At 64.5% G+C, this 12,340-nt stretch carries 8 protein-coding genes; 7 read left to right on the forward strand and 1 reads right to left on the reverse strand.

The window, feature by feature from the left end; translation table 11 throughout:
- Positions 1-14: 14 nt before the first annotated feature.
- The 3 genes from HT579_01060 to HT579_01070 all read left to right on the forward strand — a co-directional run bounded on the left by HT579_01060 (position 15) and on the right by HT579_01070 (position 4,201).
- Positions 15-608: a Uma2 family endonuclease gene (locus HT579_01060; GenBank protein QKS27678.1), complete on the forward strand. Its 594-nt coding sequence runs from the start codon at positions 15-17 to the stop codon at positions 606-608.
- Between the two features lie 436 nt (positions 609-1,044).
- Complete coding sequence (locus HT579_01065; protein QKS27679.1) at positions 1,045-2,544, forward strand: polyamine aminopropyltransferase; 1,500 nt, start codon at positions 1,045-1,047, stop codon at positions 2,542-2,544.
- Between the two features lie 4 nt (positions 2,545-2,548).
- Entirely contained in the window at positions 2,549-4,201 is a 1,653-nt protein-coding gene (locus HT579_01070) for an NAD(P)-binding protein (GenBank protein ID QKS27680.1), read from the forward strand.
- 77 nt (positions 4,202-4,278) lie between these two features.
- Here the strand turns inward: HT579_01070 and HT579_01075 are convergent, their stop codons facing one another.
- Complete coding sequence (locus HT579_01075) at positions 4,279-5,910, reverse strand: methyl-accepting chemotaxis protein (protein QKS27681.1); 1,632 nt, start codon at positions 5,908-5,910, stop codon at positions 4,279-4,281.
- A gap of 476 nt (positions 5,911-6,386) precedes the next feature.
- On the opposite strand from HT579_01075, the gene HT579_01080 reads away from it, so the two are divergent.
- The 4 genes from HT579_01080 to cas7c are packed head-to-tail and all read left to right on the forward strand — an operon-like array spanning position 6,387 to position 12,339.
- Positions 6,387-8,711, forward strand: coding sequence for a CRISPR-associated endonuclease Cas3'' (locus HT579_01080; protein QKS27682.1), 2,325 nt, complete (start codon positions 6,387-6,389; stop codon positions 8,709-8,711).
- Between the two features lie 24 nt (positions 8,712-8,735).
- A complete protein-coding gene (gene cas5c / locus HT579_01085) occupies positions 8,736-9,521 on the forward strand; it encodes a type I-C CRISPR-associated protein Cas5 (protein ID QKS27683.1) in 786 nt (261 codons plus the stop codon).
- Between the two features lie 2 nt (positions 9,522-9,523).
- On the forward strand, positions 9,524-11,290 hold the full coding sequence (gene cas8c, locus HT579_01090) for a type I-C CRISPR-associated protein Cas8c/Csd1 (GenBank protein ID QKS27684.1): 1,767 nt from the start codon (positions 9,524-9,526) through the stop codon (positions 11,288-11,290).
- Positions 11,287-12,339 carry a type I-C CRISPR-associated protein Cas7/Csd2 gene (gene cas7c, locus HT579_01095; protein ID QKS27685.1) on the forward strand — a complete coding sequence of 351 codons (1,053 nt, stop codon included), beginning with the start codon at positions 11,287-11,289 and terminating at the stop codon, positions 12,337-12,339. Before cas8c ends, cas7c begins: the two co-directional genes overlap by 4 nt.
- Position 12,340 lies beyond the last annotated feature (1 nt).

Below are 12,340 nucleotides of genomic sequence, written 5' to 3' on the forward strand. Positions count from 1 at the left end.
TGAGGAGAGGTCGCATGGGCCTGGCACTTCGCGATGATCGCTACCACACGTACGCCGACTACCTCGCGTGGACGGAAGACCTTCGCTACGAGCTGATCGACGGCACGGCCTACCTGATGGCGCCTGCGCCCACGCTGGCGCATCAGGACGTCGTCGGTGAAATCTACTTCCAGCTCCGGCAGGCGCTGGAAGGGAAATCGTGCCGCGCCTTCGTCGCGCCGGTCGATGTCCGCCTGCCCAAGGCCGACGAGGCCGACGACCAGGTCGATACGGTGCTGCAGCCGGACGTCCTGGTCGTCTGCGACCCGTCTCGCCTCGACCGTCGCGGCGTGCGCGGAGCGCCGGACCTAGTGGTGGAAGTGTTGTCGTCTGCCACCGCCAGTCACGATCACGTGTGGAAGCGACGCGTCTACGAACGCTCCGGGGTCCGCGAATACTGGCTGGTACATCCGATCGACCGGATGATCACCGTCTATCGCTTGCGCGATGGAGAGTATGGCAAACCGGAAGTCCTGGAGTTGGCCGGAGAGACGGTGGTCGGCGTGTTGCCAGGGGTTTCGGTCACTTGGGACGGGCTGGTCGAGAGGTTGCCGAAAGCCGAGTATTGAGCATCCGGCAGGCGCTTCGGCCTGGCCGATGCCCAGCGCGGCAGGAAAAGCCTCCACCTGGATCGATTGCGTGCGGGCCAGGGCAGCAGCGCGCCTGGGCAGTGCCGCCGCGCCGACAGCGGGCTCTCGGTAGCCCATTTCGCCGCTGCGATGTCGGCCACACCCGTTCGCCGCCGGCAGCAACGGCGAGGCGTGCCCCGACCGACGGCGACCAGCCGACGAGGCCACTCCTGCGGTGATGGTATGTGCTGCGCCTGCCGATGTCGCGTGCGAATAGAATGCCGGGGATGCGCCCATCACCGACCGACCACAATCGCCAGCCGAACCGCGCCCGCGCAGCCTGCCGCAGGCCGCCGCCGGCGGCACCCGGACGGCCGCGCCGCGCGGCCGTCGGCGATCGCCGCCGCTGCTGGCACACTTCGTCCGGCGCCGAAGGATGAAGCAGGCTCTGCTCTTTTCGGTCTTCATCATCGCCTCCTGCGGACTGGCGTATGAACTGATCGCCGGCGCCCTCGCCAGCTACCTGCTCGGCGACTCGGTGACGCAGTTCTCGACGGTCATCGGCAGCTACCTGTTCGCAATGGGAGTCGGCTCCTGGCTGTCGCGCTACATCGGTCAGAACCTGGTCCTGCGCTTCATCCAGATCGAGCTGCTGGTCGGCGTGCTCGGCGGCTTCTCGGCCGCGCTGCTGTTCTTCGCCTTCACCTGGTCACCGGCGCCGTTCAGGCTGCTCCTCTACCTGGTCGTCTTCGCCGTCGGCGTGCTCGTCGGACTCGAGATCCCGCTGGTCATGCGCATCCTCAAGCGCGATCTGGTGTTCAGGGAAGTCGTCTCGCAGGTACTGACCTTCGACTACCTTGGCGCACTCGCGGTGTCGATCCTCTTCCCGGTCCTGCTCGTGCCGCATCTCGGGCTGATCCGCAGCGCGCTGCTCTTTGGCTTGCTGAATGTCGCCGTGGCGCTCTGGGCGTGGTGGATGTTTCGGGAACAGTTGCCGAACGCCGGTTGGCTGCGGGCGCAGGGCAGTGTCGCGCTGCTCGCGCTGTTCACCGCCTTCGCTGCCGCCGGCGAACTGACATCGCTCGCCGAGAGCCAGCTCTACGCCGACGAGATCGTGCACGCCGAGAGCACGCCGTATCAACGAATCGTCCTCACCCGCTGGAAGGACGATCTCCGGCTGCACCTGAACAACAACCTGCAGTTCAGCTCGCGCGACGAGTACCGCTACCACGAAGCACTGGTCCACCCCGGACTGGCGACGCTGCCGGCGGCGCGGCGCGTGCTCGTCCTCGGTGGCGGTGACGGTCTGGCGGTGCGCGAGATCCTCAAGTACCCGCAGGTCGAAACGGTGGTCCTCGTCGATCTCGACCCGGCGATGACGCGCCTGTTCGCCAGCGCACCACCCCTGCGCAGACTCAACCGCGACGCGCTGAACTCGCCGCGGGTGCGGGTGATCAACGCCGACGCGCTGCAGTGGCTCGAGGAGAACGACGAGACCTTCGATTTCGTCGTCGTCGACTTCCCCGACCCGTCGAACTTCTCGCTCGGCAAGCTCTACAGCGCCTCCTTCTACCGCCTGCTCGACCGGCATCTGGCAGCGGGTGGGCTGGCGGCCATCCAGTCGACCTCACCGCTATACGCCCGCCGGTCATTCTGGTGCATCGTCACGACTCTGGAAAGCGTCGGCCTGCTGGCGACGCCCTACCATGCGCTGGTCCCTTCGTTCGGCGAGTGGGGCTTCGTCCTCGCCGGTCGCCTGCCGTACCGGCCACCGCAATCCTACGGCGTCGAAACCCGCTTCCTCAGCCCCGACACCACGCCGGCGCTGTTCGCCTTTCCGCGCGACATGGAGCGTGTCGATGCCGAGGTGAACCGCCTCAACAACCAGGTCCTGGTGCGCTACTTCGAACAGGAGTGGCGGCAGGTGATCCGTTAGCGCGATGCAGCGGCGCGACTTCCTCGCCTCGATCGCCGCCGCCGGGGCGGCTTCGCTTGCCGCCTGCCGCAACCGGCAGCCGCCGCTGCCACCCGGAGATCTGCTCGGAACGGCGCTGCAGATCGGCCATCGCCTGCGCGAGCAGACGCTGCCGGCAGCAAGCGAAACGCGCAAGGTGCCGGTACTCATCGTTGGCGCCGGCGTCGGCGGGCTTGCGGCTGGCTGGAAGCTCGCGCAGGCGGGCTTCGGCGATTTCCTGCTCGTCGAACTCGAGGCCGCGGCGGGCGGCAACTCGCGCGCCGGCCGCAACGCCGTCAGCGCCTACCCCTGGGGTGCGCATTACCTGCCGCTGCCGACACGCGAGTCCACTGCGGTGCGCGAACTGCTTGCCGAACTGGGTGTACTGCACGGCGACGCGCGCGCCGCGCGGCCCGTCTACGACGAAGGCCACCTCTGCGCGACGCCGCAGGAGCGTCTCTACCTTGACGGCCGCTGGCAGGAAGGCCTGCTGCCGCTGACCGGAGTCGGTGCCGGCGAGCGCAGCCAGTACCGCCGCTTTGCCGACCTCATCGAGTCCTTTGCACGACGGCGCGACGCCAGCGGCCGGCCCGCCTTCGCCCTGCCGATGGCGTTGTCGAGCCGCGATGCCGATCTGCTGCGGCTCGATCGCAGCAGCATGCGCGACTGGCTGCTCGCACAGGGACTCGATTCGCCGCAGCTGCACTGGTACGTGAATCACGCCTGCCGCGACGACTACGGCACGGCCAGTTCTGCCGTCTCGGCCTGGGCCGGGATCCACTACTTCGCCTGCCGCAGCGGCGAGGCGGAGAACGCGGCCAGCGACACCGTCCTCACCGCACCGGAAGGCAACGCCTGGCTCACCACCGGCATGCTGCGCTCGATCGAGGCGCGCGCCGGCAATCGCCTGCTGACCGGGGCCCTGGCTTTTCGCGTCGCGGGTGGCGAAGGCGGCACCGGCGACGGCCCGCTGGCGGTCGATCTCTGGCTGCCGGGCGAACAGCGCACGCTGCGCGTGCTGGCCGAACAGCTGATCTGGGCGGCACCGCTGTTTCTCGTCCCCTGGGTGTTCAGCGGGCAGGCCCGACTCAAGGATGCCGCGCGCAGCTTCAGCTACGCGCCGTGGCTGGTCGCCAACCTGACGCTCTCGCGCCTGCCGGGCGAGCGCAGCGGTGCGCCGCTGGCCTGGGACAACGTCCTTCATCGCGGCAGCGGCCTCGGTTACGTCGTCGCGACGCACCAGCAGATGCGCGTCTGGCGGGGTGCCACTGTCCTGACCTGGTACCGGAGCTTCGACGAGCTCACGCCGGAAGTCGCCCGTGCGGCACTGCGCGAGACGCCGCGCGAGGCCTGGGCAGAGCAGATTCTCGCCGAACTCGAGAAACCGCACGCCGACATCCGGCACGTGACCAGTCGCCTCGATGTCTTCCGCAATGCGCACGCGATGGTCAGGCCACTGCCCGGACTGATCTGGAGCGACGCCCGCGCGCGTTTTGCCGCCGACGGCGAGCGATTGCGCTTCGCGCACGCCGATGTCAGCGGCTTTTCATTGTTCGAGGAGGCACACTACCGCGGCATCCTCGCCGCCGAACGGACGCTGCGGCGCCTGCGGATACGCTTCAGTTCGTCGCTGGCGTAGGCTGCCGGGAGAACCCGGCTGGCATCCGGCCGCGCGCTGCCGGCAGGAGCTTTTCTGCCCGGATGCAGCGGACAGCCTCAGACGCGAAAGACGCCGACCGACTGACGCAGCTGGGCAGCCGTTCCCGCCAGATCCCTGGCCGTGCCGGCAAGCCGGTGTGCCGCACCGCTGTTCTCGCCGGCCCCACTCGCCATCTTCTCGACGGAACGGGAGATTTCGCCACTGCCTTGGCGCTGCGCCGCGAGTCCCTCGGCGATCTGCCGCATGTCCGCAACCAGGAGGCGCGCCAGCGCGACGATGTCCGCCATCGTCGCGCGCGCCCGGTGGACGGCATCGGTGCTGGCGCGCGCCCGTGCCGAACCCTCGCGCATCCCCTGCATGGCACCCTCGACGCCGGACTGGATCTGGGTGATCATGGTCGCGATGCGGTCGGTCGAATGCGCCGTCCGTTCCGCCAGCTTGCGCACCTCGTCGGCGACGACGGCAAAGCCCCGCCCCTGCTCGCCAGCCCTCGCCGCCTCGATGGCAGCGTTCAGCGCCAGCAGGTTGGTCTGATCGGCAATCTCGCGAATCACGCCGACGATGCCGGAAATCTCCCGCGAATGCTCGCCGAGCACCAGCATCGAATCGGCAGTGGCCTGGACATCGGCGGCAAGCGTCTCGACGACGGTCGCCGTGGCGGTGATCTCCTCACTTCCCTGATCGCAGCGTGCACCGGCCTGCTGCACCCGCTGCTCCACCGAAGCGGCCTGCCCTGCCATCAGCGAAATCCCGCTCGAGATCTGGTCGATTGCGGCAACCATCGCACTCGCTGCTGAATCCTGGCTGCGCGCGCCTTCGGCGACACCGTCGACGGTTTCCCCGACGCGTGCCGCCGAGTCAGTGACCGTTTCGGCGGCAGCACGAATCTCCCGGACTGTCTGTGCGATGTTGTCACCCGCCACCTCGATCGACCGCAGCAGGTCCCCCACTTCGTCACGACGGCTGACGGCGCGCGTCGCCGAAGTCAGGTCGCCGCGCGCCAGATCGCCCAGACGCCTCGCGGCTTCACTCATGCCGGCGAGCAGCGAGCGGTCGAACAGGTAATTGGCGACGATGGCGAGCGAGATGCTGGCGACGAACACGGCCAGCAACACCCACAGGTCGGTATCCAGATCCGCCGTCTCGCGCGCTTCGACCTCCTGCAGTTCGCGCGTGCTGAGGGCCACCACATCGTCGATCGCCTGACGATGTTCGAGATAGCGCTCTTCGAGCTTGCGCAGCGCTTCCTGTGTCGCCACGCGGTCGCCAGCATTGATGGCCGGCAGGAGTTGGCGCTCTGTCAGCTCGAAGAACCCCACCGCCGCCTGGTGGGCATCGTTTAGGAAACGGGCCTTGATCCCCTGCGGCAAATCCTGTTCGAGCCAGAACTGGTGGCGCTGCTCGTACTCCTTGCGCAACTGGCTCATCTTGGCGACGAGAGCCGCACGCTGACCCGCACGCTCCGGGTCTGCGAGCTGCAGGACGCTCAGGTACGATTCGATGATGTAGTTCGGAGGCGGCAGGATGTCGGCAACCAGATCCTTGTAGAGCACGATGCGGTTGTAACCAGGACCGCCGATCCTGGTCTGGCCGATGGTGTGCCACGTCCAGGCGCCGAACACCGTGAAGCCTACCGCCAGTGCAAGGCACACCAGAAAGAGCTGCATGCGGAGAGGAAATCTGCTCATCGGAGGGTCTCGAAGGGTTGGCGAGGCAGCATGTTAACCGATTTGCCCAGCGCATCGATGCGGCTTCGGCGAGCAGTCGCGGGTGAAACGGAGACGAGGGATTCCTTGGCAAATGGATCAGCGCAATGGCCAGGCCGCTGTCCGGGATTCACCCTTGATCCGGCTCCAAGCGGGCAATCTTCGCGCCCGATCCCTTGGCGGAGCAACATTCTTTCCGAGGCTCGTCATTGTCACTGATACCAACCGCCGGTTCCTGCCCGCGGGCGCGGGGAACACCGGCTCGGCCCTGAACTTCTGGGTACCTGGCGACGCTGCCGGTTTGCGTTTGTCGGGCACCTGCCCGCCGCCAACGCTGCAGGGCTGCCAAGCCCCACATCCATTCTCCCTGTCGGCCAGGGCCACGGGCTCGCTCCGCGCGCGCCGTATCCGCTATGCTGTTCCCCAATTCCCCTCGTAGCGCAGTGAAGGACAGAAACGTGATCTACTGGGCACACAGCGAAAACGACTGCTCCGACCGGCATCGGCTGGCGGCGCATCTTCTGTCAGTCGCTCGCCTTGCTGGTGAGCGCGCCAGCGACGCGGCATGGCGCCAAGAGGCCGAACTAGCGGGACTCCTGCACGACTTGGGGAAATACGGGGACCTGTTCCAGAAGCGACTGGACGGCGGGGAGAGCGGGCTGGACCACTGGAGTGCCGGCGCCTACGTGGCACTTTGGCACTTTCGATCATTGGCTTCGGCGCTGGCGATCGAGGGGCACCATGTTGGGCTGCAATGCGCCTCGCCCGATGCCATCTGCGCACGCATGACGTTGGTTCGCGGCGGCGCATCTCCCGCAGGACGCCACATGCGCCTGTCCGACCCAGACACCGCCCGACTGCTGGCTCGCGCCAAAGGTGATGGCATCGATTCTACCGTTCCAAGCGTCTTGGCTCTGCCCATTCAGCCCAATGCCTGTCAGTACGCCGTCGCCGGCATGCTCGATGTGCGCATGCTCTTTTCGTGCCTGGTCGATGCAGACTACCTGGACACCGAAGCGCACTTCCAGGGTGACCGGAATGGCAAACGCTATCGCCACGCGGGCTTGTCCTTGGATGCCGAGGCAGCCAGTCGCAGCCTAGACAGATTCATGAGCCGGATGGTGCGTGGTCGAAAGCAATCAAGTGATGCGGTCAGCACCGTCCGTGCCGATCTCTGGAAGGCGGTCACCGACGCCGCTGCCGGCACACATGGCTTGTATTCCCTGACCGCGCCGACCGGCTCGGGCAAGACCTTCGCCATGCTGCAGTTCGCCCTGGAACATGCCCGACGGCACCGCCTCAAACGTGTGGTCCTGGCTGTTCCTTACCTCGGCATCGTCGAGCAGCCTGCACGCGAGTATCGAAAGGTCTTCACCGAGGAGCCGGCAAACTTCATCCTTGAGCACCACAGCCTTGCTGGTATTCGGGCAGCGACCCGCGCGACCGATAAACTGGATGATGCCGAACGTCAGCGCCGCCTGTACGCGGAAAACTGGGACGCCCCGATCATCATCACCAGCAACGTGCAATTGCTCGAATCGCTGTTCTCCAACCGCCCTTCTGCCTGTCGCAAGCTGCACCGGCTACGCGATGCCGTGATTCTCTTCGACGAAGCGCAAAGCCTGCCGCAGCATCTCGCCGTACCGACATTGGCTGCGCTCTCGCACCTCGCGCACGCCTACAACAGCAGCGTGGTCTTCGCCACAGCCACGCAACCCGCATTCGATAGGCTGGATGAGGCCGTCCGAAGGCATGCCGTTTCGGGCTGGCAGCCGCGCGAGATCGTTCCCGGCCACCACCTGATGTTCCAACGACTCCAGCGTGCGAAGGTTGCATGGCCGGCGCCGGACGAGGCCTTGAGTTGGGAGGATCTCGCCACCACCTTGCGCCGCGATGCAGCGCCGCAGTCCCTGTGCGTACTCAACCTCAAACGCCATGCGCACGCCTTGCTCAAGATCATGCAGGGCACGGAAGGCCTTTACCATTTGTCGACCAATCTGTGTACGGCGCACAGGCGGGCGGTGCTGGACGAAGTGCGCCTGCGCCTGAACCCAGCACAACCACAGCCCTGCCGCCTGATCTCGACACAGTGCGTCGAGGCTGGCGTCGACCTCGACTTTCCACTGGTCTATCGCGCGATGGCTCCGCTCGAAGCCATCGCTCAGGCCGCCGGACGCTGCAACCGTGAGGGGCGCATGAACGCAATGGGACAACTTGGCCAGGTACGGATCTTCGACCCCGCACCCGAGACGACCGAGCGTCGACGGATGTACCCGAACTTTGCCTACTTCCAGGCCAGCCAAGTCACTATCTCGCTCCTGCGCGAATCCGGCGGCAATCTGGACATCCACGACCCCGCAATCTTCCGGCGCTATTACCGGGCGCTGTATGACGTAGGCGACCCTGTTCAACAGAACCCCGATCTGACCGAGGCCATCCATGCACTCGACTTCCCCGAGATCGCCCTGCGCTATCGGCTCATCGACCAGGACGCCATCCAGATCGTCGTGCCGTGGCAGCCCCGCATCGGGTTATACGAGCAACTGCGCGAACAGGCGGTTTTCGGCATCGACCGAGACTGGATACGCGACGCACAGACGCTGTCCGTCAGCATCTATCGACCCCGGCCCGATCCCGAGGCATTGGGCTGCCTGATTCCCGCCCGGTTCCGACCCGGCGGCGCTTCGGACGAATGGTTTGTGCTCGAAGATCCGGACGGCCAGTATTACGACGAGACTCTGGGGCTACAATTGCCGCAAAATCAGATCGTCATGATCGCCTGATCGACGTCGCCAAGGAGCAACGCCATGCCCGACGGACCCCGAGAGACGCCGCTTAACACCCATACGCTCGAAGTCTGGGGTGAACTCGCCTGCTTCACCCGCCCGGAAATGAAGGTCGAGCGTTTTTCGTACCCGGTCATCACGCCATCGGCCGCACGCGGCATCTTCGATGCCATCTACTGGGACGGAAGGCGGGACAAGCAAAAGACCGGAAACACCGTGCGCGAGATCATTCGGCCCTATTTCTACTGGCAGGTGACGCGCATCGACGTGCTGGAAATGCCGCGCTTCATCGCGCTGCGTCGTAACGAAGTCAAGGGCACGGTGCCCGGGCTGACCACACTGAACAAGTGGATGAATGGCAAAGAAGATCCGCAGCCGCTCTGGGCGGATGGCGATGATGAAACCACCGGCCGCACCCAGCGCCAGACCATCGCGCTCAAGAACGTGCGCTACCGCATAACCGCGCGCATCGAACCACGCGCCACGCACCGGCATGAACTCGGCAAGCTCAACGCCTGCTTCGTGCGCCGGGCGGAGAGCGGCAAATGCTTCCAGCAGCCGTATTTCGGCTGCCGAGAGTTCCCTGCCTTTTTCGAATACATCCCTCCCGGCACGTCGCCATCGCCCCAGGCGCCCCTGGATCAGCACCTCGGCTGGATGCTCTATGACGTATTCGACCTCGGCAACGAAGTACCAGGACTGGACGGGACGCCGTTCATTTCCGTCTTCGACGCCACACTGAAGAATGGTGTGCTAGAGGTACCGGATTACGATAGCGAGGCCGTTCGCAAACCGCGGAGAGCGTAAGCATGTTGCATGCGCTGAAAGCGTATGGCGAGAAGCTTGGCGGTGAGCCCGGCTTTAAATCGAGAGAAGTTCGCTGGTGCATCCAACTGTCGGAGGCGGGCGATCTGCTGAACATTGTGCCCTTGGGCGATGGCAGGTCAGGTATTCAGATGGAACGTTGCCCAGACATGCATGCCATGGTTTCCGGAGGAAAAGCCCACTTCTTGGTTGAAACGGCGCAGACCATTGGACGACACTTCAAGGCTGACGAGTCCCCCGACAAGATGGCTTCGGGCCAAGGCCGGCACGATTTCTACGTCGCGATGCTCACCGAGGCCGCTCGCGAAATTGCCCGCTTGAGGCCCGCCGCCAAACTTCTGGCCGACAACTCGGGCCGAGATGCGTTGCGCCTGATGATGCTCGACAAGCGCGTCAAACCTCCTGACTGGATGACATGGCAAATCGGCGACAGCGATCCGTGTGCTCAAGCAGATGTGCAGGCATGGTGGCGTGCGTGGCGAAATCGAGATTTGCTTGGCAATTTCAGCAATGCGGGCAACCTGCCGGGCCACATGGTATGTCTTCTAACCGGCGAATCAGTCCAGCCACTTCTGACGCAGCCCAAAGTGACCGGCTTGACGGGTGTCGGCGGGCTGGCCATGGGCGACGTCTTGGTTGGCTTCGACAAGGCGGCCTTTCGGTCATTTGGACTCGAGAAATCATCAAACGCGGCGATGGCGGCAGCGGCGGCCCAGCAGTACGTCGACGCGATCAACCATCTGGTCAAGGAGCAGCAAGAGGCAGCGCGCAAGAATCCCTCGCGCAGAACCAACGCCCTGATGGTGTACTGGTTTCGCAATCGTCTTCCTCCCGAAGACGACCCTTTCGCCATGCTTTACGGCACGCAAACCGCGCAGCAACAGACCGCCTCCGCTCTGAGGCAGGCGCGCAAGCTGCTGCAGGCCATTCGCACTGGGGAGCGAGTGCAACTGGGGCACAACCATTATTACGCCATGACTCTTTCCGGGGCATCGGGTCGGGTCATGGTGCGCGACTGGATGGAAGGGCAGTTCGCGCAACTATTGGCGAGTATCGAAGCCTGGTTCTCCGATCTGTCGATCGCCCATCGTGACAGTGACAACCGTCTCGCGCCCGATCCCAAGTTTCTCGCCGTCGGTGGAGCGCTGGTGCGCAGGCTGAAGGATCTGCCCGCCTCGACGACGGCTGTGCTGTGGCGTGCAGCCGTCACTGGACAGACGATACCGCAGTCACTCATGGCACAAGCGCTGGATCGCTTTCGCTCCGCACTCATCAGGGATGAGACCTTCGATCACGCACGAATGGGTCTTATCAAAGCCTATTTTCTTCGCAGATCCTTAGCAGGAGATCAGCACATGAAGCCCTATCTCAACCCGAACCATCCCGATCCGGCCTATCACTGCGGTCGTCTGCTGGCCGTGCTCGCAAGCCTGCAGCACAAAGCGCTCGGCGACGTAGGCGCCGGCGTAGTGCAGCGTTTCTATCCAGCCGCCAGCACAGCGCCCGGGCTGACTCTGGGGAGGCTGGTGAGCAATGCCCGCAATCATCTGGGAAAACTCGACGGCGGCCGGCCTTTCTGGTACGAGCAACAAATCGGCGAAGTGATGGGCCGTTTCGGCGACGGCCTGCCGCGCACGCTGGACCTCGAAGGGCAGGGCCTGTTCGCGCTGGGATACTACCAGCAACTGGTTGCGCTGCGCAGCCCGAAGAATCACACATTGAACAATCGGCAAAACGGAGATGAGGAATGAACAACCACGACGGCATAGCCATCAGGAACCGCTATGAGTTTCTTTATCTCTTTGACTGCGAACGCGGCAACCCGAACGGCGATCCCGACGCCGGAAACAGCCCGCGCATCGATCCCGAAGACATGCATGGTCTGGTATCCGACGTGGCCATCAAACGTCGCGTGCGCAACTACGTGCAGACCAAGCATGGCATTCGCCAAGGCTACGCAATCTTCGTTCAACACTCGACCAACTTGAACCGCCAAATTCTTATTGCGCATGAAGAGACCGGTGGCGTACCGAAGATGGAAGAAGCGGTGTCCGATGATAGCGATGAGCCGACACGAGCGACGAAAGAGAAGAAGTCCAAGGCGCCGAAATCCAAGGTTAATGCGGCTCGTGACTGGATGTGCCGTAGCTTCTACGATGTCAGGACCTTCGGCGCGGTCATGTCGACCGGAGCCAATGCGGGCCAAGTCAGAGGGCCAGTGCAGATAGCTTTCTCTCGGTCTGTCGACCCGATCCTCCCAATAGAGGTCGGAATCACACGCGTTGCCATTGCCGAGGATGTCCAAGGAAACTCTACACAAATGCTGCAATGGGAGAATGAGGTCAAACCGGAACTCAGCCTGCGCACCATGGGCCGCAAGTCCCTCATCTCGTACGGCCTCTACGCCACCAAAGGCTTCGTTTCGGCGCATCTGGCGCAAGGAACGGGATTCTCCGAAGCCGACCTCGCCGAGTTGTGGGAAGCGCTGGCAAACATGTATGACCACGACCGTTCCGCCTCCAAGGGCGTCATGGGATGCCGTGACCTGTTCGTGTTCAAACACGTCGGTGCGAACAATGGCGATCCGCAGGCGCAGGAACGGCAAGCGATGCTTGGCTGTGCGCCGGCGCATCACTTGCTTGACCTCGGCCGCGTCATCGAAGTGCCCGCCCTGAAAGATCATGGAAAACTGCCCCGCAGCTATGCCGACTACGACGTGAAGGTGCATCTGGATCGAGTGCCGAAGGGCGTCGAACTCTGGCGCTGGAACTTCACCGAGCAGTGCTTGGTGAAAGCGTAGC

The organism is Candidatus Accumulibacter similis, assembly GCA_013347225.1.
Lineage (GTDB): Bacteria > Pseudomonadota > Gammaproteobacteria > Burkholderiales > Rhodocyclaceae > Accumulibacter > Accumulibacter similis.

Bases quoted from the DNA above. Each gene is read 5' to 3' on its own strand.
- cas5c (QKS27683.1), top strand. From the start codon at position 8,736: ATGCCCGACGGACCCCGAGAGACGCCGCTTAACACCCATACGCTCGAA.
- cas7c (QKS27685.1), top strand. From the start codon at position 11,287: ATGAACAACCACGACGGCATAGCCATCAGGAACCGCTATGAGTTTCTT.
- HT579_01070 (QKS27680.1), top strand. From the start codon at position 2,549: ATGCAGCGGCGCGACTTCCTCGCCTCGATCGCCGCCGCCGGGGCGGCT.
- HT579_01075 (QKS27681.1), bottom strand. From the start codon at position 5,910: ATGAGCAGATTTCCTCTCCGCATGCAGCTCTTTCTGGTGTGCCTTGCA.
- HT579_01065 (QKS27679.1), top strand. From the start codon at position 1,045: ATGAAGCAGGCTCTGCTCTTTTCGGTCTTCATCATCGCCTCCTGCGGA.
- cas8c (QKS27684.1), top strand. From the start codon at position 9,524: ATGTTGCATGCGCTGAAAGCGTATGGCGAGAAGCTTGGCGGTGAGCCC.
- HT579_01060 (QKS27678.1), top strand. From the start codon at position 15: ATGGGCCTGGCACTTCGCGATGATCGCTACCACACGTACGCCGACTAC.